The organism is Bacillus sp. Medicinal_06 (genome assembly GCF_056711665.1).
Genome location: NZ_JBWYHD010000002.1, coordinates 165,741 through 189,422, shown reverse-complemented (window position 1 = coordinate 189,422; position 23,682 = coordinate 165,741). Strand labels below are relative to the sequence as shown.

General features: G+C 38.6%; 27 protein-coding genes. 11 read left to right on the top strand and 16 right to left on the bottom strand.

What is annotated here, in order from left to right; all coding sequences use genetic code 11:
- Window positions 1-142 precede the first annotated feature (142 nt).
- On the top strand, window positions 143-1,414 hold the full coding sequence (locus AC1M36_RS04615; RefSeq protein WP_336450444.1) for a BaiN/RdsA family NAD(P)/FAD-dependent oxidoreductase: 1,272 nt from the start codon (window positions 143-145) through the stop codon (window positions 1,412-1,414).
- Window positions 1,415-1,525: 111 nt separating this feature from the next.
- Window positions 1,526-2,959: an MDR family MFS transporter gene (locus AC1M36_RS04610; RefSeq protein WP_336450445.1), complete on the top strand. Its 1,434-nt coding sequence runs from the start codon at window positions 1,526-1,528 to the stop codon at window positions 2,957-2,959.
- Between the two features lie 233 nt (window positions 2,960-3,192).
- Here the strand turns inward: AC1M36_RS04610 and AC1M36_RS04605 are convergent, their stop codons facing one another.
- The gene (locus tag AC1M36_RS04605) at window positions 3,193-3,516 is read right to left on the bottom strand and encodes an ArsR/SmtB family transcription factor (RefSeq protein ID WP_336450446.1); all 324 of its coding nucleotides are present in this window, start codon (window positions 3,514-3,516) and stop codon (window positions 3,193-3,195) included.
- Entirely contained in the window at window positions 3,517-3,945 is a 429-nt protein-coding gene (locus AC1M36_RS04600; RefSeq protein WP_479845620.1) for an SRPBCC family protein, read from the bottom strand.
- A 349-nt stretch (window positions 3,946-4,294) separates the two neighbouring features.
- On the opposite strand from AC1M36_RS04600, the gene AC1M36_RS04595 reads away from it, so the two are divergent.
- Complete coding sequence (locus AC1M36_RS04595; protein WP_336450448.1) at window positions 4,295-4,513, top strand: DUF3973 domain-containing protein; 219 nt, start codon at window positions 4,295-4,297, stop codon at window positions 4,511-4,513.
- Window positions 4,514-4,547: 34 nt separating this feature from the next.
- Here the strand turns inward: AC1M36_RS04595 and AC1M36_RS04590 are convergent, their stop codons facing one another.
- Window positions 4,548-4,730: a sporulation protein Cse60 gene (locus tag AC1M36_RS04590; RefSeq protein ID WP_336450449.1), complete on the bottom strand. Its 183-nt coding sequence runs from the start codon at window positions 4,728-4,730 to the stop codon at window positions 4,548-4,550.
- Between the two features lies 1 nt (window position 4,731).
- On the bottom strand, window positions 4,732-4,968 hold the full coding sequence (locus tag AC1M36_RS04585; protein WP_174100178.1) for a DUF2553 family protein: 237 nt from the start codon (window positions 4,966-4,968) through the stop codon (window positions 4,732-4,734).
- 287 nt (window positions 4,969-5,255) lie between these two features.
- Between AC1M36_RS04585 and AC1M36_RS04580 the strand changes: the two genes are divergently transcribed.
- Window positions 5,256-5,750 carry a CarD family transcriptional regulator gene (locus AC1M36_RS04580; protein WP_336450450.1) on the top strand — a complete coding sequence of 165 codons (495 nt, stop codon included), beginning with the start codon at window positions 5,256-5,258 and terminating at the stop codon, window positions 5,748-5,750.
- Between the two features lie 245 nt (window positions 5,751-5,995).
- Here AC1M36_RS04580 and AC1M36_RS04575 read toward each other — a convergent pair whose 3' ends face one another.
- From AC1M36_RS04575 to AC1M36_RS04555, 5 genes are all read right to left on the bottom strand, one after another.
- On the bottom strand, window positions 5,996-7,165 hold the full coding sequence (locus AC1M36_RS04575) for a nitrate/nitrite transporter (protein ID WP_336450451.1): 1,170 nt from the start codon (window positions 7,163-7,165) through the stop codon (window positions 5,996-5,998).
- Between the two features lie 91 nt (window positions 7,166-7,256).
- Window positions 7,257-7,490: a molybdopterin converting factor subunit 1 gene (moaD, locus tag AC1M36_RS04570; RefSeq protein ID WP_336450452.1), complete on the bottom strand. Its 234-nt coding sequence runs from the start codon at window positions 7,488-7,490 to the stop codon at window positions 7,257-7,259.
- Window positions 7,487-7,957 carry a molybdenum cofactor biosynthesis protein MoaE gene (locus AC1M36_RS04565; RefSeq protein WP_336450453.1) on the bottom strand — a complete coding sequence of 157 codons (471 nt, stop codon included), beginning with the start codon at window positions 7,955-7,957 and terminating at the stop codon, window positions 7,487-7,489. The genes moaD and AC1M36_RS04565 overlap by 4 nt, the downstream gene beginning before the upstream one ends.
- A complete protein-coding gene (mobB, locus tag AC1M36_RS04560) occupies window positions 7,954-8,475 on the bottom strand; it encodes a molybdopterin-guanine dinucleotide biosynthesis protein B (RefSeq protein ID WP_336450454.1) in 522 nt (173 codons plus the stop codon). Before mobB ends, AC1M36_RS04565 begins: the two co-directional genes overlap by 4 nt.
- A complete protein-coding gene (locus AC1M36_RS04555; RefSeq protein ID WP_336450455.1) occupies window positions 8,439-9,728 on the bottom strand; it encodes a molybdopterin molybdotransferase MoeA in 1,290 nt (429 codons plus the stop codon). Before AC1M36_RS04555 ends, mobB begins: the two co-directional genes overlap by 37 nt.
- A 95-nt stretch (window positions 9,729-9,823) precedes the next feature.
- Between AC1M36_RS04555 and moaC the strand changes: the two genes are divergently transcribed.
- The gene (gene moaC, locus AC1M36_RS04550; protein WP_336450456.1) at window positions 9,824-10,315 is read left to right on the top strand and encodes a cyclic pyranopterin monophosphate synthase MoaC; all 492 of its coding nucleotides are present in this window, start codon (window positions 9,824-9,826) and stop codon (window positions 10,313-10,315) included.
- A 31-nt stretch (window positions 10,316-10,346) separates the two neighbouring features.
- On the opposite strand, the gene AC1M36_RS04545 is transcribed toward moaC, so the two are convergent.
- The 3 genes from AC1M36_RS04545 to AC1M36_RS04535 all read right to left on the bottom strand — a co-directional run bounded on the left by AC1M36_RS04545 (window position 10,347) and on the right by AC1M36_RS04535 (window position 12,944).
- On the bottom strand, window positions 10,347-11,360 hold the full coding sequence (locus AC1M36_RS04545) for a molybdopterin-synthase adenylyltransferase MoeB (protein WP_336450457.1): 1,014 nt from the start codon (window positions 11,358-11,360) through the stop codon (window positions 10,347-10,349).
- A 17-nt stretch (window positions 11,361-11,377) separates the two neighbouring features.
- The gene (gene moaA, locus AC1M36_RS04540) at window positions 11,378-12,391 is read right to left on the bottom strand and encodes a GTP 3',8-cyclase MoaA (RefSeq protein ID WP_336450458.1); all 1,014 of its coding nucleotides are present in this window, start codon (window positions 12,389-12,391) and stop codon (window positions 11,378-11,380) included.
- A gap of 226 nt (window positions 12,392-12,617) precedes the next feature.
- Window positions 12,618-12,944, bottom strand: a complete 327-nt coding sequence (locus AC1M36_RS04535; protein WP_336450459.1) for a winged helix-turn-helix transcriptional regulator — start codon at window positions 12,942-12,944, stop codon at window positions 12,618-12,620.
- 140 nt (window positions 12,945-13,084) lie between these two features.
- On the opposite strand from AC1M36_RS04535, the gene AC1M36_RS04530 reads away from it, so the two are divergent.
- The 6 genes from AC1M36_RS04530 to narI all read left to right on the top strand — a co-directional run bounded on the left by AC1M36_RS04530 (window position 13,085) and on the right by narI (window position 21,243).
- Window positions 13,085-13,756 carry an NAD(P)H-dependent oxidoreductase gene (locus AC1M36_RS04530; RefSeq protein WP_336450460.1) on the top strand — a complete coding sequence of 224 codons (672 nt, stop codon included), beginning with the start codon at window positions 13,085-13,087 and terminating at the stop codon, window positions 13,754-13,756.
- Between the two features lie 167 nt (window positions 13,757-13,923).
- Window positions 13,924-14,616, top strand: a complete 693-nt coding sequence (locus AC1M36_RS04525) for a Crp/Fnr family transcriptional regulator (protein WP_336450461.1) — start codon at window positions 13,924-13,926, stop codon at window positions 14,614-14,616.
- Window positions 14,617-14,828: 212 nt separating this feature from the next.
- On the top strand, window positions 14,829-18,512 hold the full coding sequence (locus tag AC1M36_RS04520; RefSeq protein WP_336450462.1) for a nitrate reductase subunit alpha: 3,684 nt from the start codon (window positions 14,829-14,831) through the stop codon (window positions 18,510-18,512).
- Complete coding sequence (gene narH, locus AC1M36_RS04515; RefSeq protein ID WP_336450463.1) at window positions 18,502-19,977, top strand: nitrate reductase subunit beta; 1,476 nt, start codon at window positions 18,502-18,504, stop codon at window positions 19,975-19,977. The genes AC1M36_RS04520 and narH overlap by 11 nt, the downstream gene beginning before the upstream one ends.
- 19 nt (window positions 19,978-19,996) lie before the next feature.
- The gene (gene narJ / locus AC1M36_RS04510) at window positions 19,997-20,527 is read left to right on the top strand and encodes a nitrate reductase molybdenum cofactor assembly chaperone (protein ID WP_336450464.1); all 531 of its coding nucleotides are present in this window, start codon (window positions 19,997-19,999) and stop codon (window positions 20,525-20,527) included.
- A gap of 17 nt (window positions 20,528-20,544) precedes the next feature.
- Entirely contained in the window at window positions 20,545-21,243 is a 699-nt protein-coding gene (gene narI / locus AC1M36_RS04505) for a respiratory nitrate reductase subunit gamma (RefSeq protein WP_479845619.1), read from the top strand.
- A gap of 70 nt (window positions 21,244-21,313) precedes the next feature.
- Here narI and AC1M36_RS04500 read toward each other — a convergent pair whose 3' ends face one another.
- The 4 genes from AC1M36_RS04500 to AC1M36_RS04485 all read right to left on the bottom strand — a co-directional run bounded on the left by AC1M36_RS04500 (window position 21,314) and on the right by AC1M36_RS04485 (window position 23,671).
- Window positions 21,314-22,684 carry a YHYH domain-containing protein gene (locus AC1M36_RS04500; RefSeq protein WP_336450466.1) on the bottom strand — a complete coding sequence of 457 codons (1,371 nt, stop codon included), beginning with the start codon at window positions 22,682-22,684 and terminating at the stop codon, window positions 21,314-21,316.
- Window positions 22,685-22,894: 210 nt separating this feature from the next.
- Window positions 22,895-23,020: a hypothetical protein gene (locus AC1M36_RS04495; RefSeq protein ID WP_336450467.1), complete on the bottom strand. Its 126-nt coding sequence runs from the start codon at window positions 23,018-23,020 to the stop codon at window positions 22,895-22,897.
- A gap of 94 nt (window positions 23,021-23,114) precedes the next feature.
- A complete protein-coding gene (locus AC1M36_RS04490; protein WP_336450468.1) occupies window positions 23,115-23,429 on the bottom strand; it encodes a hypothetical protein in 315 nt (104 codons plus the stop codon).
- Between the two features lie 17 nt (window positions 23,430-23,446).
- Complete coding sequence (locus AC1M36_RS04485; RefSeq protein WP_336450469.1) at window positions 23,447-23,671, bottom strand: spore germination protein; 225 nt, start codon at window positions 23,669-23,671, stop codon at window positions 23,447-23,449.
- Window positions 23,672-23,682 lie beyond the last annotated feature (11 nt).

Here is a 23,682-nt window from a genome sequence, read left to right as displayed (position 1 = left end):
CTCCTACATATATAACGCTGAACTCTAACCTTTGTATTGTACCACAATTCTTCAGTGAAACAGTACCTCACTGAATTTTTCTTTTCTACGAAAACATGCTATTCTTTTAGGCAGGAAATGTAGAAAATGAGGTCGATATACTATGCATTATGATGTTATTGTCATCGGAGGAGGCCCTTCAGGATTGATGGCCGCAATCGGTGCTGCTGAAGAAGGCGCACGCGTCTTGCTTCTTGATAAAGGAAATAAACTTGGACGTAAACTTGCTATTTCTGGTGGAGGTCGCTGTAACGTAACAAATCGCTTACCACTTGATGAAATTGTCAAACATATACCAGGAAATGGTCGCTTTTTATACAGTGCTTTTTCTATTTTTAATAATGAAGATATTATTACATTCTTCGAAAAGCTTGGCGTAAAGTTAAAAGAGGAAGACCATGGCCGCATGTTCCCTGTCTCTAATAAAGCACAATCAGTTGTAGATGCTTTATTAACAAGACTAAACGAACTAGGCGTTAAAATCCGTACCAATACACCAGTTGAAACAATCGAATATGAAGACGGTCAAACAAAATCCGTTGTTCTCAAAACAGGTGAAGTGCTTGAAACAAACCATGTTGTTATCGCCGTTGGCGGGAAATCTGTTCCTCATACTGGCTCAACTGGGGACGGTTACGCTTGGGCTGAAAAAGCTGGGCATACCATTACTGAGCTTTTCCCAACAGAAGTTCCAATTACTTCAAGCGAACCATTTATTCGTGATCGTACACTGCAAGGACTTGCTTTACGCGATGTAAATGTAAGTGTACTGGATCCAAAAGGTAAAATTGTCATTTCTCATAAAATGGACATGCTCTTTACCCACTTTGGTATTTCTGGCCCAGCTGCTCTTCGTTGTAGTCAATTCGTTGTAAAGACGATGAAAAAATTTAAAATGCGTGCGGTAGAAATGAGCATTGATGCATTGCCGGAAGAAAATGGCGAACAACTCTTCCAGCGCATGATGAAACAAATGAAAGAAGAACCGAAAAAAGGAATCAAAAATGTGTTAAAAGGATATGTTCCTGAGCGTTACTTCTTATTCTTATTAGAAAGAAACGAAATTGACGGTAGCGAGCAAGCTGGACAAGTTTCTAACGAAAAGATTCGCGCACTTGTGAAAGACTTCAAAGAGTTTAAAATAACAGTAAACGGCACACAGCCTCTTGAAAAAGCATTCGTTACAGGCGGCGGTGTTTCTGTTAAAGAAATTTATCCGAAAGAAATGGCCTCTAAATTCATGAATGGCCTATACTTCTGTGGGGAAGTTCTTGATATTCATGGTTACACGGGTGGCTATAATATTACTTCTGCTCTTGTTACAGGTCGAATTGCCGGAACAACTGCAGGACAAAACGCGAAAGTGCGGTACTAAAAAAGAAACACGGGTGGATTCTTTCCACTCTTGTTTCTTTTTTGTTGCTTTATATAGCTTAGTAGCTTTATATTTTATAATGTTGAATAATTGAAACAAAGGGGAAAACATATGCGAAAACAAGTCATGATATCTTTAATGTTAATGACGTTTCTTTCCGCTGTAGAAGGAACGATTGTAAGTACAGCAATCCCTCGTATAACGAGTGATTTATCTGGAGTCGAACTTGTTAGCTGGGTATATGCAATTTATATGCTAGCAACAGCTGTCTCAACTCCCATTTATGGGAAATTAGCCGATTTATTCGGCCGTAAAAAAGTACTTCTCATTGGTGCAGCCATCTTTTTAATTGGTTCTGCACTATGCGGAGTCGTGACATCAATGGAACAATTAATCATCTTCCGTGCTCTTCAAGGTATAGGTGCTGGCGCTGTTATGCCAATTACAATGACGATTATCGGCGACTTATATAGCGAAGCAAAAGATCGTGCAAAAGCACAAGGTTGGATGAGTGCTGTTTGGGGCGTTTCAGGTGTTATTGGGCCGCTAGTAGGTGGATTCTTAGTTGATTCTCTTTCTTGGCGTTACATCTTTTTCTTAAACGTTCCATTTGGAATTCTTGCTTGTGCGATGATTGCCATTTCTTATAAAGAGTCAATTAAACCAGCGAAACATCATATCGATTATCCTGGTGCAATCATCTTCTCACTAAGTACAATTGCGTTACTTTATGCACTTCTAACAGGAAGTAGTAAGCAAAACTGGGGCGACATTACAATTATCGGCCTCTTAATCTTTGCAGCTATTTCATTCATTATTTTCTTATTCGTTGAGAAAAAATCTCCGGAGCCATTAATTCCGTTAGCACTTTTTTCTAATCGTACATTATCAACAGTAAACATCCTAACACTGATTGCTGGTGCAATGATTATTAGTATTACAATGTACCTTCCAATTTGGAGCCAGGGTGTATTAGGAAAAAATGCGACAGAAGCTGGACTTATTCTTATGCCAATTCCTGTTATGTGGACATTCGGCGCGATTTTTTCTGGCAATTTAGTTGGTAAGTTACAAACGAAACAAATTATTTTACTTGGAGCTAGCATTTTATCCATTGCTACCTTCTTATTATTTACATTATCAACTCATTCACCAGCATTTCTTATTTATGTTGCAGTCGGACTCTTCGGGTTAGGGATGGGCCTTATCACACCTATTTATATGGTAACCATTCAAGCAGCTGTCCCAGCACACACACGCGGAACAGCAGTCGGCTTAAACACATTTATTAATACATTTAGTCAAACATTAGGTGCTGCTATCTTCGGAACAATCTTTAATACGATGATCCACGCGCAAGGCATGCAAAATGTTGATCTTGTCTCAGGTGGGCACGGCGGCGCAGCAAATGTAGTAACAAAATCACAAGAGGCATTAGCTTCTAGCGTACATGTTATTTATATGAGTACATTTGCGCTCGCACTACTTACACTATTTATCGGCTGGCTTCTATTAAAGCCAGCAGGGCAAACCGCTGAACAGTAAAAAAAGAGGCTGATTGCTTATAGCGATCAGCCTCTTTAACATATTGGGAAACAAGAGCCAGTAGACTCTTGTTTTTTGTCATTATTTGTTGAAAGGTCGATATCCTTTGTCGAATCGCTGATATATTCGAATTTGCGCCGATATATGGTGAGAAATGGTCGATATATTGGAAAAATCGCTGATATAATCTCATTTACCAATTTACACCTCTCCCCTCATATATAGAACAACACTTACTCTTCATTTTCCACCACATATTTCAGCATGGACAATTTATTGTTCCAAAACTGTTCATAATACGAAAGCCACTCTTGTAATTCAGCTAACGGCTCGGGCTGCAAACAATATATCTTTTCCCTTCCAACCTTTCTTCCTCTTACTAATTTCGCTTCTGAAAGAATATGAAGATGTTTCGCTACAGCTGTACGGCTCATCGGAAAATGATCTGTTATTTTAGAAATTGGTAATTCTTTTTCAGTTAATAACCGGAGTACTTCTCGGCGCGTTGGATCAGCAATTGCTTGAAAAACATCATATTTCGCTGTTGATGAGGACATTTACCCTTCAACAACCTTTTTCAGTTTTTCATTTACAATCGTTACCCAGCCGCCGGCCATTCTATCACGAATAACAGAAGCTTTCTCGTTCGCTTTCGAAATCTTTTCATCAGACTGTTTCCATCCACCATGAATAAGAGTGAACTCCGTTTTATCTCCTAAATCTTTTAAAACAAACGAAACGATCCAGCCATCTGTATCCCATGAAAACGATAAACGATGAGGCTCATCGATTTCTAACACTTTGCATGGTGATGGTCCAAAAGGTGATTGCACGTGAAATTCATGTCCTACCTTCGCTTCAAAGTCATTTGGCATAAACCAAGATGCAATTCCTTCTGCAGTAGATACTACATTCCATACCTTTTGAATAGGCGCTTCAAAAATAACTGTTTGTTTAATATCTTGTAATGTATTTTGCTGATTCATATTATGTCTCCTTTATGAAGTGTTAAAATATAACACCTTTTGGTTTCGTTTTTTATAATATAACACCTTTTGGTTTTATGTCAACTTATGCAATTTCGCAATGATTGTTGAGAAATGCTCAACATTTTTTCAACAGGACAAACACCTTTGCAACATTTCCTCATAATATACTCACAAAAGCAAACATACCTCACCCATTAGCCTTCCTCCCTCCCTTCGGATTTATTTTAGAAAGCGAGATATGTTGCCTGATCCATTGGAGCAAGGAGCGATTGTCTAACTCCATGCAATTCCTACTTGCTCACTCTTTTTCTTTATAGATTTTCTACAATAAAAGGAGATGAAAGATATGTACTATTGCATTCATTGTTCTGAAATTCACCACGAAAAAGGTGGAACCGATAGAATATTTAAAAACGGTTTTTACATTGATCCTTTCTTAGGTGAACGTTATCACCTCGGCATGTGCAAAGACACCCTTGCCGGTGAAACAATTCTATCTATAAAAGAAAACCTAGCACCCCAATCTATCATGAACGCTTTACCAACGCATATCATTTCTACTTAAAAACATAAAAAAGAGCTGGCTCCCCAGCTCTTTTTTATGTTTTATAAACAACCATCGCCGAAAAACAATAAATTTGATTTTCATCATCATTAATGGATACACCAACTTGATATTTAATATCTATAAGCTGTTCTTCATTTAGTTTCTTCAAAAACACATTTACGGAGTCTTCCAAGTCCTTTTCATGACTTTCATCAAACATCTTGACTCGAATCATTTTAACACCATCCTAGATCGCAGCCCTCCGCCGCTTGATTATTGCCACGGTGCGTATCTATGATGCGATAAAACTTACCATCTTCATATATATATCCGTCTTCTAACACATATTTCTTATCTTCAGTATAGACATAAAACTTACCTATCATAAATTTACTCGTATATAATTCCAAATAATTTGATTTGAATTTTGCTACTACCTTATTCGTAATATCAATTTTAATTGTGCGCCCCACCTTCTCTCCCCTCCTTTAAAAAGAACGGATTTAGGTATATTGTATTAACGAGTTTACATTTTATGATTAAAAATAGTTGGATATGCCCCTATTTTTCTCCGGACGTTTCTGAGAATACTCACTCCATTTCACATACAGCTCTTTCAACAAAAGGTGTGATTCATTTCCGTCTAAAAACGCGATAAAAAACAACAGCAAAACCATTGACACCAATATATAACATATGATAATATAATAAATTTGATATTTTTCTCCATATGTGTTATCATTACATATAGTTACCACATATGGAGGTGGATGATTTGTTTCAAATCGGCGATAAAATTGTTTACCCTATGCACGGAGCAGGAATAATCGAAGCAATTGAGGATAAAGAAGTGTTAGGAAAAACACGTCAGTATTGCGTGATACACATGGTGATTAGTGATATGCAAGTGATGATTCCTATGGATAAAGTAGAAAATTCAGGCATACGTTACGTTGTCGACAAAAATACATTAAACGATGTATTAGTTGACATTCATAATGGTGAAGCTGACCACTCCCTCTCATGGAAACAAAGATATACCATGAACATGGAGAAGATGAAAAACGGGAATCTTCTAGACGGTGCTGAAGTTGTTCGCGATTTAATTCGTCGCAATAAAGAAAGAGCATTAAATGCGAGTGAAAAGCAAATGTTAGACAACGCACGCAGAATTTTAATTAGTGAAGTTGCACTTGTGCAAGATGTTTCAGAAAATCAAGCAACTGATTTCCTTCAAAACACAATCAGTCATTAACATGAAAAATATATGCAAATTTAAAATAGCTGACCGCTATTTTTTTTTGCATAAATACAAATTAAAAAACTGACGCACAACCTTTCCTTTTGGCAGGAAAGAGCATCTAGCCATGTATAAAGGCGTTCAACTCCTCTTCCTGCACCATATCTCAAACCAATACAAAAAGCAGCATGACTCCGGTACAAAAACTAGAATCATGCTGCTTTTTTCTATCTTTTTAAGGAACAGTACAATCATTTCTTCTATTTATGATTCAACATCACTAACAACTTTTCTTGACTATACATCCACACTGTAATAATTAAACATGCAAGCGCTACTTCTGACAGTGCCATAAACCCAATTGCATAATGACCTGTTAATTGGAATAGTAACGTTAAAATTAACGGTGGGAAAAAGCCTCCTAAGCCACCTAAAGCTGCGACAAGCCCGTTCACAACCCCAGCTTGTTCAGAAAAGTACATCGGTACGAGTTTAAAGATTGTTCCGTTTCCAATTCCTGCACAAAATGCGACAAGCAGGCAACCGAATGTATATACGTTCATACTTGGCATAAACGATAAAATAATGCCGGATAGTGTTAAACCGATGAATACGAAGATTAAAATTTTAAACGGATTAAATTTATCACCGAGCCAACCACCAATTGGGCGCATGACTGTTGCCAATACGATAAAACCAGCTGTTCGCATACCTGCATCTACCTTTTCTAATCCAAAGTGAGATACTAAGAAGTTTGGTAAGTATACTGTAAAGGCAACAAACGATCCGAAAGTTAAGAAATAGAAAATACATAAGAACCAAAGTTTTTCATTTTTGTATACACCTTTTAACTGTTCCATTAATGGTGTATTTACTTTTCGCTCACCCCGATCTCCTAATAAAAAGTTCAGAAGTGCAAAGACAGCAAGTAAGATTAAAAAGGATTGGACAGTTGCTCTCCAGCCAAATGAAGTTGCGATTACAGGCGCTAAGAACGAGGTAACCGCTGTTCCTGCGTTACCTGCACCGTAAATACCATTTACAAAACCGTGACGCTCTTTCGGATAATATTTTGGCAAGGACGTTACACCTACGGAGAACACTGCTCCGCCAACCCCGACAAATAAACCACCGATAATTAAATCCATCATAGAGTTCGCAACGCTAATATAAAAGACAGGGAATAATAAAATGATAAAGCTTATAAAGAATAATTTTCTTGCGCCATAACGATTGGTCCAATAACCAATTGGAATCCGAAGCACTGACCCTAAAATAACAGGTACTGCTGTAACAAGGGAAATTTGCCCTGCTGTTAATGCAATATCCACTTTAATAAATGGCATTAGCGACGATAAAATCACCCATACCATAAAACCAATAACAAGATTAGAAGTTTGTAACCCTAATTGAAAATTCGGACTTCTCATCTTTTTCGCCTCCTATTTTGCTCATTATTTCACAATATATATTAATTCCCTCCAGTCTAATCACAGATTTCCGTGATTAGACTGGAAAAAATCAACCACCGCTCACTGGCGGAATCAATGCGACAACATCACCAGATTGTATTTTGTCATCTTCATTTGCATATTCTTCATTAATCGCGACCATAATTTGCTCTGAAACTGCGATATGATGTTCTTTCGTAATGATATCTTTTAATTCTGCAACAGTAATATTTTCACAGTCTAGTTTCAGCACATTTGTTCCCGCTTCTTCTTGTAAATGCGCAAACAGTAATACTTGAATCATTTTCCCATCTCCTTTCCAGGTTCCCCATTTGGATACGATATTTTTTCTAATTGATCACCAATCCATGAATCGCCATCTTCCCAAAGCTCTTTTTTCCAAATCGGAACAATTTGCTTGATGCGTTCCATAATGTATTCATTTGCTTCATATGCAGCTTTCCGGTGCGGTGTTGATACAGCAACAACAACGGCAATATCAGAAATTTGAAGTGTACCGATGCGATGTGTAATCGCAACGTGTGTCCCAGGCCACTTCTCTTTCACTTCATCTCCAATTTTTGCAAGCATTTTTTCAGCCATTGTCTTATAGGCTACGTACTCTAAATATAACGTACGGCGCCCTTTCGTAAATTCTCTTACAGTACCAATGAAAGTTGTCACAGCACCACATTCACGGCGAATGACTTTATTTGTAACCTCTTCAATCGAAATTGGTGTGTCTATTACTTCATAATACGTATATGTCATTGCGCACCCCTTATTGTTTGTACGAGCCATTCCATATATAATGCTTCCTCTGATATATGGAATGTTTTATATGTTTCTTGTAAACTTTGCATAGCATCATTCCATGTAATAACCGCTCTCACATTCTCTACTTTATCTAGTAAAGCAATATCTTCATTTGTCCGAAGTAAAACTACTTTGGGATAGTTTTCTGTTTTATATCCTTCAATTAAAATGAGATCTACTTCAAAAAATTGATATAATCGTATGATTTCTTGTAAAGGCCATTCATCCCGAAGAGAAGAAAGCGATAATAATCCAGCTCCTTCTACAGCGCTCACGACCGCACCCGCTTGCCTATGTCGTTCACTATCCTTTTGCGGCACTTCTGGATAGCCACCATGTCCGTGATGCTTAATTGTAGCAACTTTCATACCTTCATCCGAAAAAGCTTGAATTAATTTCTCTGTTAGCGTCGTTTTTCCGCTATTTTGATAGCCGACTATTTGTAAGACTGGAGTGGTTCTGCCCACGGCCATTCACTTCCTTGGCTCGATTCTAGTAATAACACCGAGACTGTCATCCCAGCTTCAAATCCTCTTGTTCCTCCTGGTAATACAATTAAAGCGTTACTATCCGCAAGTGAGGAAATTGCACTTGATTTATCGAGTCCAACTGGAGTTACTTGCAACTGACCATTCATAAACTCTACTTTTCCTCTTACAAATCGCGTAAATGGATTTGCCTTTGGAAAATCCTTCTTTAAAATTGCATCCGCTCGATATGCATGTGGTTCTTTCACATGAAGGAATGTCTGAATAACTGGATAAACGAGTAATTCAAAACCGACATAACAAGCAGACGGGTTACCTGATAATCCAAATAACAATTTCCCATTTACTTCAGCTACTGTTGTGACACTACCTGGTCTCATCGCGATTTTATTAAACAGGACATTCGCATGTAACTTTTCGTAAATCGCAGGTAAATAATCATAATCACCTACCGAAACACCGCCTGTTGTGATTAAAATATCCACTTCATTCATCGCAGTTTTCACTGCTTCATAGCAATCTTCTAAGTCATCAGCAAGCTGTCCATAATACTTCACGATTCCACCGGCTCTAGCAATTTGAGCTGCGATCATATAAGAGTTACTATTTCTAATCTTTCCTTGCTGAAGTGGTTCATGCACTTCTAGCAATTCACTTCCCGTCGTTACAATTCCGACAACTGGCTGTTTCACAACCTTTACTGAACTGTAACCAAACGTCGCTAACAGTGCTGCTACACCCGGATTAATCTTCGTACCTTTTTTCACAAGTATTTGATTTTGTTTCACATCCTCACCTTTAAACGAAACATTATCACCGGCCTTAAAAGAACGCTTTAACTTCATATACGTTTTACCGTTATGCTCAAACCCTTCCGTCAGTTCTAACATGACAACTGCATCACAACTTTTTGGGATTGCTGCACCTGTCATAATCCGAACCGCCTCGAAAGCCTTTACTTCATCTCTAAAAACAGAACCAGCTCCAATTTCTCCGACTACTTCAAATTCAATTGGATGATTTTGACTCGCCTCTTTTGTATCTTCCGCTCGAATCGCAAATCCGTCATAGGGAGAGCGGTCAAAATGCGGTACATCGTGATCTGCTACAACATCTTCTCCCAAAATTCTTCCGTAGCTTTCGATAATAGCAACTGTTTCTATCTCGCCTTGCTGAGCATAGTTCATAACCTTTGTTACTGCTTCAGCAACTGGAATTGGTACTCGTTTTTCTAACATTGTTTTCACCCCATATTTGCAAAATATCACATCTTGGTTACACTTTATATTGTACAATGCTAATCATAATAGCAATTACTTCAAGGAGGAATTCCATGTCTTCATTTACTCATTTTAATGACCAAGGCCGTGCGAAAATGGTCGATATTAGCGATAAAAAAACTACTGTACGAACAGCAATCGCTCGCTCTAGCATCTTAGTTACGAAAGAAATTTATGATAAAATCTCTCAAAACGAAATTGGTAAAGGCGATGTATTAGCCGTTGCACAAATCGCCGGTATTATGGCTGCCAAACGGACTTCTGATATTATTCCGATGTGTCACCCTTTACTTCTAAAAGGAGTAGATGTCTCTTTCGACTGGGAAGTGGCGAAAGAACAATATCGTTTACTCATTGAGGTAAAAGTGAAAACAGAAGGTAGCACGGGAGTTGAAATGGAAGCTTTAACAGCAGCCTCTGCAACTGCTCTTACCGTGTATGATATGTGTAAAGCCGTTGATAAAGGTATGATTATTGGCGAAACATATTTACTTGAAAAAACAGGTGGGAAAAGTGGAGACTACGTTAGAAATCCACATTCCTAATCCCCCCGAACCTAAAGGTTTTCCTTTAGGTTCATCCTATATATCTCGCATACAACCCTTTTGCCACCGTCATATCATTCGTTCCATGAATAAACGCCCTGCCGTCTGTAAATAAAACAAAACGATATTCATCAACAAAGAATGATAATAAATATGGTGTTGTTTTCACATCTACGCTTTTTTGTAAGCGCTTTTTAATTTCTTCTAAATTAAGAATTTGCGGTACTCCTGGACGGATTTGCACCGTGTTTCGTCCACATAACACTTCTGTTTTCATTTGTGATTCAAACGTTAAACTTGGATACGTGCGCAGTTTTCCGCAAGATGGACACGTTTCTTTTTTCTGCCTAGTTACTTTAAACGCCATATGCTGATTGTTCCAAAGATCAAATGACAGCATCGTTTCACGAAGTGCACCAAAATCTTCTACCAATATTTTAAGGGCTTCTGTCACTTGGTGACTGGCGACCATTTGGACAGCTGGTTGTATAATTCCCGCCGTATCACATGTTGCCCCGCTTGATGGATGCTCCATCAGACAACGGAAACACGGTGTTTTCCCTGGAATAATTGTATATGTGACCCCGTAGCTTCCAACACACCCTCCGTATATCCAAGGAATATTGTATTTTTGCGAAATATCGTTAATAAGCAGACGCGTTTCAAAGTTGTCAGTTGCATCTAATATTAAATCCACATTCTGAATTAACTCTTCCATTTCTTGCACCGCTACATCCGTTACAACCGGTACAATCTCCACTTCAGAATTGATCTGCCTTAAACGTTCAGCCGCTGCAACTGCTTTCGGCTTATACCACTTTGCATCTTCTTCTGTATATAACTGCTGCCTTTGTAAGTTGCTCCACTCGACATAATCACGGTCTGCAATCGTCAGCTTGCCAATTCCCGCCCTTACAATCGCCTCTGAACTTGCTGCTCCTAATGCACCAGCACCAATGATGAGCACATGCTTTTCCCTTATTTCCCTTTGACCTGTCTCGCCGATTCCTGAAAATAACATTTGTCTTGAATAACGCTCCTGCACATGTCTTTCCCCCTTCCTTATCCACCGATATAAGACATTTCAATTTTCGGGCGGTTATTTGCACTTTCTTCAGTCCGCTCATCAGAATATCGATCTTTTCGATATTCCCATACGTTTTGTATTGCCTTTAATAAATCGGCATCCGAAATATCCTCTCTAAGTAAGCTTCTTAAATCTGTTCCTTTCGTTGCAAACAAACAAGTATAAAATTTACCGTCTGCCGAAATCCGTGCTCTCGTACAGGAAGAACAGAAAGATTCAGAAACTGAAGTGATGAACCCAACTTCCGCATCACTACCCACATAACGATAACGCTTCGCAACTTCTCCAAAATAATGAGGATCTACAGGTTCAATTGGGTATACCTGATTGATTTTCTCAATCAATTCTTGCTTCGTAATGACCTGTTCAAAATTCCAGCCATTCGTACTGCCAACGTCCATAAACTCAATGAAACGAAGCGGAATTCCTCGCTCCTTAAAATAAGAAGCCATCAGAAGAATTTGATTATCATTCATTCCTTTTTTCACAACCATATTTACTTTTACATCAAGTCCAGCTTCTTTTGCTGCGGCAATTCCTTTTAGCACAGGTTTTGTACTAATATTTCGGCCATTAATTTTGCGAAATACATCGTCTTCTATTGCATCTAAACTAACATTCACTCGGTGTAATCCCGCTTCCTTTAACGCCTTTGCTTGCTTTGTTAAATGAATCCCATTTGTCGTAAGTCCAATATCTGTTAAGCCATCCAACTTTACAAGCCGTGTAATAAGCTTTGGCAAATCTTTACGTAGTAATGGTTCCCCGCCCGTAAGTCTAATTTTCTTTACACCCATACCTACAAATAATTTTGCTAATCGTTCAATTTCATCAAATGTAAGCAAAAATTCTTCTTGTAAAAATGCATAATCAGGCCCGAACACTTCAGCTGGCATACAGTATGTGCATCTGAAATTACAACGATCAATGACAGAGATGCGTAAATCTTGAAGTGGACGCTGCAAAGAATCTGTAATCTTCTCGCGCATCGTTATCCCCCCCTTTTCTGCTAAATTCTATCTGTCTTCATTCTATTATAATATATTTTTAAACTGCGATGTTTTTGCTTAAACTCTTTATTCACTTTCTATGTTTTTTAGTTGCCTCCATCATAAAAAAGAAGAAGAAGGTACGTTGTGATATTTCTCACATCGCCTTCTTCATTCAAAAATTCTTCACAAATTCGTTCAAATTTTATTCACATTTCAGTTACAATCACTGTATTTGCGTACGGTACTCCTCACCCCACTCACGCATAAGTGTGATAATTGGTGTAAGGGATTTTCCGAATTTCGTTAAAGAATATTCCACTTTTGGTGGAACCTCTTTATATACTTCACGATGAATTACTCCAGCTGCCTCTAGTTCTCGAAGCTGCCTAGTTAGCATGCGCTGTGTGATGCCAGGCATTAATCGTACAAATTCATTAAAACGAATCACTTCGGCATTCATTAAGTGAAATAGAATAACCCCTTTCCATTTCCCACCGATTACATCTAACGTTACTTCTACCGAACAACGATTTATATCTTTCTGTTCCATTTTGTCACTCTCCATTAGTATACAAATTGATACTATATGCTAAAAATGTGCGTACTTACATCTTTTATTTTACTATTGTAGAATCAATTTTGTAATCAGCTTACTATAAAAAAGCAAATTATTAAAAGGTGGTTGTTTAAATGGAACATACAAAAGAAGAAATTTTAAAAGCTTATCAATTTCGACATGCATGTAAAGAATTTGATGTAAATAAAAAAATCTCTGATGAAGATTTTCATTTTATTTTAGAAACTGGCCGACTTTCTCCAAGTTCATTTGGTTTTGAACCTTGGAAATTTGTTGTGATTCAAAATCAAGATATTCGTAACAAGCTTCTTCCTGTATCTTGGGGTGCGCAAAAACAATTACCAACAGCAAGCCACTTTGTCGTTATATTAGCTCGTAAAAAAGAAGAGATGATTTATAACTCATCCTATATTTCTAACTTTATGAAAAATATTCAGCAACTTCCTGAAGAAGTTATAACGATGAAACGCGGTTTTTATAAAGAATTTCAAGAATCTGATTTTCAATTACTAGAAAGTGATCGTGCCATGTTTGATTGGGCTTCTAAACAAACTTACATCGCTCTTGGCAATATGATGACTGCCGCTGCTCAAATCGGCATCGACTCTTGTCCGATTGAAGGGTTTCATCAAGAAAAAGTAGATGCAATTTTAAAAGAAGAAGGAATTATTTCAGATGATGCATTTGGTGTGTCTGTTTTAGTTGCTTTTGGTTATCGCGCAGAAGAACCAAAACGTGATAAAACTCGTCAAACAATGGATATGGTTGTGGAGTGGATTAAATAAAGTAAAAGGGTGTCTACAAAAGACACTCTTTTTTTCAGTACGAAATGTGCGCTTGTTCACAGCTAAGTACTAACTTATCACCTATAATGAAAAGATATTTCTTGCATTTTCACCATGTTTACATCCACAATAAGAAATAGACTGCTTTTAAAAGAAAGGTGATTGCTGTGACAAACCGTACGGCATTATCAGAAGATTTAAAGGAATTGCTTGCATCTGTTGAATATAAAATGCAGATTAATAAAGGAAGTTATATTTTCCAAGAAGGTGTGGAGGCAAAAGAACTCTATATCGTTCGCTCTGGAAAAGTGCAGATTAGTAAAATTAGTGCTGACGGACAGGAGTTAACACTTCGCATTTGTTCAACGCATGATATCATCGGAGAATTAACATTATTTACGGACAATGCAAAGTATTTATTAAATGCGAAATGCCTTGAAAATGTTGAGGTTGGCGTAATTAAACGAGATGCTTTAGAGAAGGCATTACTTGAAAAACCAGCCCTTGCCTTTGAATTTATGAAATGGATTAGTGAACATTTAAGGAGAATGCAAACGAAATTCCGTGATTTAGTGTTACATGGTAAAAAAGGTGCTCTTTATTCGACTCTTATTCGTATGACGAATAGTTATGGCGTATTAAAAGAAAACGGCATCCTTATCGATCTACCTTTAACAAATCAAGAGCTTGCGAATTTCTGTGCAACCTCACGTGAAAGTGTCAACCGTATGTTAAATGATTTAAAAAAGCAAGGAATTATTTCTATTCATAAAGGAAAAATCACGATTCATAATTTACAATTTTTAAAATGCGAAATTGCTTGTGAAGATTGTCCCGCCTCTGTGTGTAGTATTGAGTAGCCTCTCTATTTGAGAGGCTACTCTTTTTTCTTTCTCCTTTATTCTACAAAAAAGAATCACTCTTCGATGTGAAAAATGTCACAACTTCCCAAAAAATGTTATAAGTCTGATTTTTGACAATCTGTTGAACTGTGATAGATATCACATCTCTATTTGACGCGCTCTCTTATATTGAAAGTAAGCAAGAGAGACGTAATAAAGGAGTGAACAGTATGAAAAAGAAACCTTCAGCATTAATGAAACGTTTAAAATATTTTTCTCCAATAGATCGCTATAACAACAATCATACACAAGAAACGTATGAAGATCGCGAATGGGAAAACGTGTATAGAAAACGCTGGCAACATGATAAAGTCATTCGTTCTACACACGGTGTAAACTGTACTGGTTCTTGTAGCTGGAACATTTACGTAAAGGATGGAATTGTAACTTGGGAAGGCCAAGAGCTGAACTATCCATCAACGGGCCCTGATATGCCAGACTTTGAGCCACGAGGATGTCCACGCGGAGCAAGTTTTTCTTGGTACATTTATAGTCCACTTCGCGTGAAATATCCATATGTCCGTGGCGTACTTTGGAATATGTGGCAAGAAGAACTTCAAAACCACAAATCACCGCTAGACGCTTGGAAAAGCATTGTGGAAAATCCTGAAAAAGCACGTACTTATAAGCAGGCCCGGGGTAAAGGCGGATTCATCCGTGCTAGTTGGGATGAAGTATTACAACTTGTTGCCGCTTCTCTACTTTATACAGTAATCAAATACGGCCCAGATCGAAATGTTGGTTTCTCACCAATTCCAGCCATGTCGATGTTAAGCCATGCTGCTGGTAGCCGCTTTATGCAGCTCATGGGTGGTCCAATGCTTAGCTTCTACGATTGGTACGCTGATTTGCCACCAGCTTCTCCGCAAATTTGGGGTGATCAAACAGATGTACCAGAAAGTAGTGATTGGTATAACTCTGGTTACATTATGACGTGGGGTTCAAACGTACCAATGACAAGAACACCAGACGCTCACTTCTTAGCAGAGGTGCGCTATAAAGGAACGAAAGTTGTTTCTGTAAGTCCTGACTTTGCGGAATCCACAAAGTTTGCTGATGATTGGATTAGCGTAAAACAAGGTACAGACGGAGCACTTGCAATGGCAATGGGGCACGTCATCTTACAAGAGTTTTACGTGGACCAGCAAGTGGAATACTTCACAAATTATGCAAAACAATATACTGATTTCCCGTTCTTTGTCACATTGAAACAACAAGGAGACCAATTTGTTGCCGATCGTTTCTTAAACGCGAATGATATTGGCCGTGAAACAAAGCTTGGTGAATGGAAACCTGTTCTTTGGAACGATAACACGAACGATTTCGCAACACCTCATGGCACAATGGGGTCACGCTGGGATAACGAAAAGAAATGGAACTTGCGCTTAGAAGATGAACAAACCGGCGAAAAAATTGATCCACGCCTTTCCTTACTTGGTATGGAAGATGCTGTTGGAACTGTACAAATTCCGTACTTCTCTGATGATGGAAACAAAGTATTAGAACGCACAATTCCAGTGAAAAAAATCACGACTGAAGAAGGCGACATTTTCGTTACAACTGTATACGACTTAACGTTAGCAAACTACGGAGTTAACCGTGGACTTGGCGGGCAAGAACCGAAAGACTTCAATGATGATATGCCATTTACACCAGCATGGCAAGAGAAAATGACCGGCGTAAAACGAGAACTGATTATTCAAATCGCTCGTGAATTTGCTCAAAATGCGGTTGATACAAATGGCCGCTCAATGATTATTGTCGGCGCTGGTATTAACCATTGGTTTAACTCTGATACGATTTACCGCGCAGTTCTAAATCTTGTTCTTCTCGTTGGAGCGCAAGGTGTAAACGGCGGAGGCTGGGCACATTATGTTGGGCAAGAGAAACTACGTCCAGCAGAAGGTTGGCAAACGATCGCAATGGCAAAAGACTGGCAAGGTCCACCGAAACTACAAAACGGTACATCTTTCTTCTATTTCGTAACGGATCAGTGGCGCTATGAAGATACACCAGTTGGGCACCTAGCATCACCAGTTGTCGGCAACTCACGCTATCAACATCACGGTGATTACAATATATTAGCTGCTCGCCTTGGCTGGCTCCCTTCTTATCCAACATTTGAGAAAAACGGAATTGAATTATATAAAGAAGCTGTCGCTAGTGGCGCAACAACCCAGGAAGAAATCGGAAAATATGTTGCGCAACAACTAAAAGAAAAAGAACTGAAATTTGCAATTGAAGACCCAGATAACAAAAACAACTTCCCGCGTAATTTATTCGTCTGGCGCGCAAACTTAATTTCAAGTTCTGGTAAAGGACATGAATATTTCTTAAAACATCTATTAGGTACAACAAACGGATTAATGAATGATGATAGCGATTCATTGCGACCAGAAGAAATAAAATGGCATGAAAAAGCACCTGAAGGAAAACTTGATTTACTCATTAACTTAGATTTCCGTATGGCTGGAACAGCACTTTATTCTGATATCGTCCTTCCTGCTTCAACTTGGTATGAAAAACATGACTTAAGTAGTACAGATATGCATCCATTCGTGCATCCATTTAATCCGGCAATCGGTTCACCATGGGAAGCACGCTCTGACTGGGATATTTTCAGCTCTCTTTCTAAAGCAGTATCTAAGTTAGCAACAGAACTTGACCTTGAACCAATGAAAGAAGTTGTCGCAACACCACTTCTTCATGATACACCACAAGAATTGGCACAGCCACTTGGCAAGATTAAAGACTGGAGCAAAGGTGAATGCGAACCAATCCCTGGAAAAACAATGCCGCAAATTCATGTTATGGAGCGGGATTACAAAACGATTTATGACAAAATGACTGCGCTCGGACCAAATGCTGGGAAACAGCCAATCGGTACGAAAGGAATCTCTTGGTCAGCAGAAAAAGAATACGAACAATTAAAGAGTCGATTAGGCGTTGTTCGCACTGATTCTATCGCAAAAGGATGCCCTGACATTAAAGAAGCAATCAATGCTGCTGAAGCAGTGTTAACCCTTTCTTCTACAACGAATGGTCATATGGCCGTAAAAGCATGGGAAGCTCTTGAAAAACAAACAGATTTACAGCTTCGTGATTTAGCGGAAGAACGTGAAGAAGAATGCTTCACATTCGAACAAATTACTGCGCAGCCAAAAACGGTGATTACCTCCCCTGCCTTTACGGGTTCTGAAAAAGGTGGACGTCGTTACTCACCATTTACAACAAATGTCGAGCGCCTTATCCCTTGGAGAACAGTAACTGGACGACAATCGTTCTACTTAGATCACGATATGATGAAGGAATTCGGTGAAACAATGGCTACATTTAAGCCAATTCTGCAGCATAAACCGTTCCGTAAATCACGTCCTGAAGTAGAAGGAAAAGAAATTACGCTGAACTATTTAACGCCGCATAATAAATGGTCGATTCATAGTATGTACTTCGATTCCTTACCGATGTTAACGTTATTCCGCGGTGGTCCAACTGTTTGGATGAACAAAGATGACGCAGCTGAAGCTGGCGTTGCTGATAACGACTGGATCGAATGCTTTAACCGTAACGGCGTTGTTGTAGCGCGTGCCGTTGTAACGCACCGCATACCAAGAGGAATGGCCTTTATGCATCACGCACAAGATCGTCACATTAATGTGCCTGGTACGAAACTAACGAGCAATCGCGGAGGAACACATAATAGCCCAACACGTATCCACGTGAAGCCAACACATATGATTGGTGGGTATGGTCAATTAAGCTATGGATTTAACTACTACGGTCCAACTGGCAACCAGCGCGACTTAAACGTCGTAATCCGCAAACTGAAGGAGGTAGATTGGCTTGAAGATTAAAGCGCAAGTCGGAATGGTAATGAACCTAGATAAATGCATCGGCTGCCACACTTGTAGCGTAACGTGCAAAAACACCTGGACGAATCGTCCAGGTGCTGAATATATGTATTTCAACAACGTGGAAACAAAACCTGGTATCGGTTATCCAAAACAATGGGAAGATCAAGATAAATATAATGGTGGCTGGGAATTAAAAAATGGAGAAATCCAGCTAAAATCCGGTTCAAAAATGAAACGCCTCATGAACATTTTCCATAACCCAGATCAACCTACTATCGATGATTACTTTGAACCTTGGAACTATGATTATGAAACATTAACAAACAGCCCGCAGCGAAAACATCAACCAGTAGCTCGCCCGAAATCAGCAATTACTGGTGAATTTATCGACAAAATTGAATGGGGACCAAACTGGGAAGATGATTTAGCAGGCGGACATATAACAGGATTACAAGATCCGAACGTCAAGAAAATGGAAGAAGATATAAAAACAGACTTTGAAAATGTCTTTATGATGTATCTCCCTCGTATTTGCGAACATTGTATGAACCCATCTTGCGTCTCTTCTTGCCCATCTGGTGCGATGTATAAACGTGAGGAAGATGGCATTGTCCTTGTTGACCAAAATGCATGCCGCGCTTGGAGATTCTGTGTATCTTCTTGCCCATATAAAAAAGTGTATTTCAACTGGCAAACAAATAAAGCAGAAAAATGTACAATGTGCTTCCCGCGTATTGAAGCTGGTATGCCAACGATTTGCTCTGAAACATGCGTAGGACGTATTCGTTATATCGGAGTTATGTTATATGACGCTGACAAAGTACAAGAAGCGGCTTCAGTAGAAGACGAAAAAGATTTATATGAATCTCAGCTTACTGTTTTTCTAGATCCAAACGATCCAGAAGTAGCAGCTGAAGCAAAAAAACAAGGTATTCCTGAAGAATGGATTAAAGCTGCTCAAGAATCACCGATTTATAAAATGATTATTGATTGGAAAATCGCCCTTCCTCTTCACCCTGAATATCGAACAATGCCGATGGTTTGGTATATTCCACCGCTTAGTCCAATTATGAACATGGTGGAAGGAAAAGGAAGCAACTGGCAGGCAGAAGAAATTTTCCCGGCTATCGATAATATGCGTATTCCAATTCAGTATTTAGCGAACTTACTGACAGCGGGCGATGAATCACACATTCGTCTTACATTGAAAAAAATGGCTGTCATGCGAACACATATGAGAGCACTGCAAATTAATAAAGAACCAGATGAAGCTGTCTTACAAAACTTAGGCTTAACGAAAGAAGATATAGAAGATATGTATCGCCTTCTTGCCATCGCAAAATATAAAGACCGTTTCGTTATCCCGACATCTCACCGTGAACAAGTTGCAGATTTATATAGTGAGCAAGGAAGCTGTGGCCTTTCCTTCGCAGGTGGTCCAGGTTCTTGTATGACAATCTCTTAAATAAAGGAGGCAGACAAATATGAAACAAAGTTTACAAACTACGTTTTCTTGTTCTTCCTTTCTTCTCTCCTATCCTGAACTAGGTTGGAGAGAAGCTTTACTAGAATTACAGGAAGAGATTCAAACGATTGAACACGAAGAAATCCGAGCATCACTTACAACATTTATAAAACAAGCGTTAGAAAAAACAAACGATCAACTCATTGATTCTTACGTATATACATTCGACTTTGGAAAGAAAACAAATATGTATCTCACTTACATGAACACAGGTGAACAAAGAGAGCGTGGAATTGAATTATTAGAGTTAAAACAACACTATCAAAAGGCCGGTTTTGCGGTAACAGATAAAGAATTACCTGACTATTTACCGCTTCTACTTGAGTTTCTTGCAAACGCCAAAGAAGAAGATAGTGAACCGATTATGAGTAAATACACAAAAAATATACAAGCATTACACGGGCAGTTAAAAGAAGCAAATTGTATGTACGAACCAATTCTTGCTGCTATTCTCCTCGCTATCGATGCCTGGGGCGTACAAGCGAATTAGAAAGGAGTGTCGTCAAAATGATGGATCGATTTTTATGGGTACTGTTTCCCTATATCATTTTCGCAATCTTTATCGGTGGACACATTTTCAGATACAACTATGATCAATTTGGCTGGACATCAAAATCTAGCGAACTATTAGAGAAGAACATGCTCCGAATCGGCAGTTTGCTCTTTCACTTTGGCATTATGTTCGTAATCGGTGGACATATCATGGGAATATTAATACCAGAATCTGTATATACCTCTTTTGGTATTTCTGAGCATATGTATCATATGGTTGCTATCGGTTTCGGTCTTCCTGCTGGAATCGCTTCTATTGTCGGATTAGTGATTTTAATGTACCGCCGCTTTACAGTGAAACGTATTATCGCAACAAGTACAAAAGGAGATTATGTGGCCCTCGTCCTCTTGTTCATCGTAATGTTAGCAGGTCTATCTTCTACATTTTTAAATATTGATGCAAAAGGATTTGATTATCGTACAACAATTGGCCCATGGTTCCGCAGCCTCTTTATTTTCCAACCGAAAGCGGAGTATATGGCAGAAGTACCTCTTTGGTTTAAAATTCATATCATTGCAGCGATGGGACTCTTTGCAACATGGCCATTTACAAGACTTGTACATGTATTTAGCGTTCCTGTGAAATATTTACGACGCAGTTATGTCATTTATCGTAAAAGACAGCCTGTCGGATCTAGCAAAATAAAAATGTAATAAAAACAGCACCTATCTCATTTTCCAATGATTAGGTGCTGCTTTCTTATTTAATCTTTCACTTTTACTTTTACTTTTTTAAATCCGCCATAGCTTCCATTTCTTCTAGTTCATACTGATACGTTAATACATGCTGACCTGATGGGATTCCCCATGCCGTGCTACCGCCTTGATTTGTTGAAATATTTAAGTATACTTTATTATTTTTTAATGTAAATTCAATTTTACCAGAATGTCCCCATCCATCATCATCAAAATGCAAGACCGCTTTATTATTTGTAAATGTTACAACTCCACTAGCTTCAGCATATCTTGTCCCCTGACTTGCCATGTATCCTACTCCAACTGATGCCTCATTTTCAGATATGAAATAAATCCCTGCACTTAGAACAGTCGGAATGTCTCTCCAATCTTCTACATCTGATACATCCACATTACTCCAACTTCCTTCGTATTGTGAAAGATTATCTGTATGTACAGCATTCGGATTCCAAACACCGTTACTTTCTAAGAAATACCACTTTCCATTATCCTGAATCCAACCCGTTTGCATTGCTCCGCTTCCGCTCATGTAGTACCAAGCACCACCGATTTGTTGCCAACCTGTTTGCATTGCTCCACTTCCATTGAAGTAATACCATACGCCGCTGATTGACTGCCAGTTTGTTTGCATTGCCCCGTTGTTATTGAAATAGTACCATGCTCCATTAATTGACTGCCAGTTTGTTTGCATTGCTCCATTGCTATTGAAATAGTACCATGCTCCATTAATTGACTGCCAGTTTGTTTGCATTGCTCCGTTGCTATTGAAATAGTACCATGCTCCATTAATTGACTGCCAGTTTGTTTGCATCGCTCCGTTGCTATTGAAATAGTACCATGCTCCATTAATTGACTGCCAGTTTGTTTGCATTGCTCCGTTGCTATTGAAATAGTACCATACGCCACCAATTTGCTGCCAACCTGTTTGCATTGCTCCACTTCCATTGAAGTAGTACCATACACCGCTAATTTGTTTCCAACCGGTTTGCTTCACACCATTTGCATTGTAGTAATTCCATACAGATCCATTTTTTTGCCAACCTGTCTGCCCTGTTTGATCCTGTTTCATCTTACCGTTAGCACCAATTATATGACCATCAATTGTTGTATTTACTGCCATTTGGCCATTATTGTAAAAATAGTACCATGCACCATTAATTTCCTTCCAGCTTTTCGCTTTCGTTCCACTTTGATCATAGAAGTACCACTTTCCATTCTCTTGTTTCCAATTGTTATGATAATGATATTCTCCTGTTGCAAGTCCATACTTTCCACAGTTTGTGCGGCAAGTATGTCCACCATTTTTATCCAATCCACCAGGACTCGCATAAGCAGCTGTCGTTGATCCCATCACAGTTAGACCCACTGCCATCGCTAAAATTTTCATATTATTACCCATAAATCCCCATCCCCTTTTCTCCCTATCTATGTCTCTATCAAGCACTATTATATGATAACTGAATGATATTAATAAAGATTATTTTTTATATATTAGGCCATCCTATTCTTTATCTATTGAATGATTTCTCTAAAAAATTATCCGATTATAACAATAACTTCTTTGTCAAAAATGATGTGGACGAGGTACCTTGTCTGTCTCGTCTACCTTTCATATTACAAAGTAGTAGTTTTCACCAATTGTATTTCCCATTTTTAACACAACGGATTCTACTTGTTGCTTAACATCAAAACAAATTTGCGCAATATCTAAAAATCGTTGCGAGTATCCTCTCATGTCGTTATCCTGTTTTCCTTGTAAACGAAGCAGAAGAAAACGATGATATGTTATAAGTATGTGAAAAACCCCCTGCTTTTGGCAGGAGGTTTTCCTATAAACCTGGCGCTGAATCAAAATCATCTGTATTCGGAACAGCTTGCATAGTACCAACTTGGCTCACACTTGGACCATTATTTGTATCAGTTCCTGCTGGTGTCCCTCTCGTATATGTTGTTGTTACCGTATCCCCTGGCTGTAAACAAAGCTTCGTTGTTGTTCCAATTACTGTAACAACATCAATACAAGTTGGTCCGGATGCTCCACTATATGTCTTTGATGCGGTAAATGAAGCATCCTTTAAATTATCTCCTGTAAATAAATTTCCATAGTTATTTACAATCACAAATTCTTTAATATTTGCCGGCATTACCAATCAACCTTCCTTTACGAACCTAATGTTAATTCACTCGTTTCTAACGGAGGAATAAATACAGTCCCCCTTGGTACCTCTGCTGGCATGCGTTTCCCATTCAAGAAAGTAGCAACACTAGAGCCACCAGATCCAGCATATATTTTCGCTACAGCAAATGGTTCGATACTATAACAATCGCCTACATTTACCGCTCCTCGATTATTTATAATTTTTATTTTACGAAGAAATGCGCTCATAAGTCCTCCCC

What these genes read in the sequence shown, in the direction of transcription:
- AC1M36_RS04615 (WP_336450444.1), top strand. Translation starts at nt 143, where the DNA reads ATGCATTATGATGTTATTGTCATCGGAGGAGGCCCTTCAGGATTGATG.
- AC1M36_RS04610 (WP_336450445.1), top strand. Translation starts at nt 1,526, where the DNA reads ATGCGAAAACAAGTCATGATATCTTTAATGTTAATGACGTTTCTTTCC.
- AC1M36_RS04605 (WP_336450446.1), bottom strand. Translation starts at nt 3,516, where the DNA reads ATGTCCTCATCAACAGCGAAATATGATGTTTTTCAAGCAATTGCTGAT.
- AC1M36_RS04600 (WP_479845620.1), bottom strand. Translation starts at nt 3,945, where the DNA reads ATGAATCAGCAAAATACATTACAAGATATTAAACAAACAGTTATTTTT.
- AC1M36_RS04595 (WP_336450448.1), top strand. Translation starts at nt 4,295, where the DNA reads ATGTACTATTGCATTCATTGTTCTGAAATTCACCACGAAAAAGGTGGA.
- AC1M36_RS04590 (WP_336450449.1), bottom strand. Translation starts at nt 4,730, where the DNA reads ATGATTCGAGTCAAGATGTTTGATGAAAGTCATGAAAAGGACTTGGAA.
- AC1M36_RS04580 (WP_336450450.1), top strand. Translation starts at nt 5,256, where the DNA reads ATGGAGGTGGATGATTTGTTTCAAATCGGCGATAAAATTGTTTACCCT.
- AC1M36_RS04575 (WP_336450451.1), bottom strand. Translation starts at nt 7,165, where the DNA reads ATGAGAAGTCCGAATTTTCAATTAGGGTTACAAACTTCTAATCTTGTT.
- moaD (WP_336450452.1), bottom strand. Translation starts at nt 7,490, where the DNA reads ATGATTCAAGTATTACTGTTTGCGCATTTACAAGAAGAAGCGGGAACA.
- AC1M36_RS04565 (WP_336450453.1), bottom strand. Translation starts at nt 7,957, where the DNA reads ATGACATATACGTATTATGAAGTAATAGACACACCAATTTCGATTGAA.
- mobB (WP_336450454.1), bottom strand. Translation starts at nt 8,475, where the DNA reads ATGGCCGTGGGCAGAACCACTCCAGTCTTACAAATAGTCGGCTATCAA.
- AC1M36_RS04555 (WP_336450455.1), bottom strand. Translation starts at nt 9,728, where the DNA reads ATGTTAGAAAAACGAGTACCAATTCCAGTTGCTGAAGCAGTAACAAAG.
- moaC (WP_336450456.1), top strand. Translation starts at nt 9,824, where the DNA reads ATGTCTTCATTTACTCATTTTAATGACCAAGGCCGTGCGAAAATGGTC.
- moaA (WP_336450458.1), bottom strand. Translation starts at nt 12,391, where the DNA reads ATGCGCGAGAAGATTACAGATTCTTTGCAGCGTCCACTTCAAGATTTA.
- AC1M36_RS04535 (WP_336450459.1), bottom strand. Translation starts at nt 12,944, where the DNA reads ATGGAACAGAAAGATATAAATCGTTGTTCGGTAGAAGTAACGTTAGAT.
- AC1M36_RS04530 (WP_336450460.1), top strand. Translation starts at nt 13,085, where the DNA reads ATGGAACATACAAAAGAAGAAATTTTAAAAGCTTATCAATTTCGACAT.
- AC1M36_RS04520 (WP_336450462.1), top strand. Translation starts at nt 14,829, where the DNA reads ATGAAAAAGAAACCTTCAGCATTAATGAAACGTTTAAAATATTTTTCT.
- narJ (WP_336450464.1), top strand. Translation starts at nt 19,997, where the DNA reads ATGAAACAAAGTTTACAAACTACGTTTTCTTGTTCTTCCTTTCTTCTC.
- narI (WP_479845619.1), top strand. Translation starts at nt 20,545, where the DNA reads ATGATGGATCGATTTTTATGGGTACTGTTTCCCTATATCATTTTCGCA.
- AC1M36_RS04500 (WP_336450466.1), bottom strand. Translation starts at nt 22,684, where the DNA reads ATGGGTAATAATATGAAAATTTTAGCGATGGCAGTGGGTCTAACTGTG.
- AC1M36_RS04495 (WP_336450467.1), bottom strand. Translation starts at nt 23,020, where the DNA reads ATGAGAGGATACTCGCAACGATTTTTAGATATTGCGCAAATTTGTTTT.
- AC1M36_RS04490 (WP_336450468.1), bottom strand. Translation starts at nt 23,429, where the DNA reads ATGCCGGCAAATATTAAAGAATTTGTGATTGTAAATAACTATGGAAAT.
- AC1M36_RS04485 (WP_336450469.1), bottom strand. Translation starts at nt 23,671, where the DNA reads ATGAGCGCATTTCTTCGTAAAATAAAAATTATAAATAATCGAGGAGCG.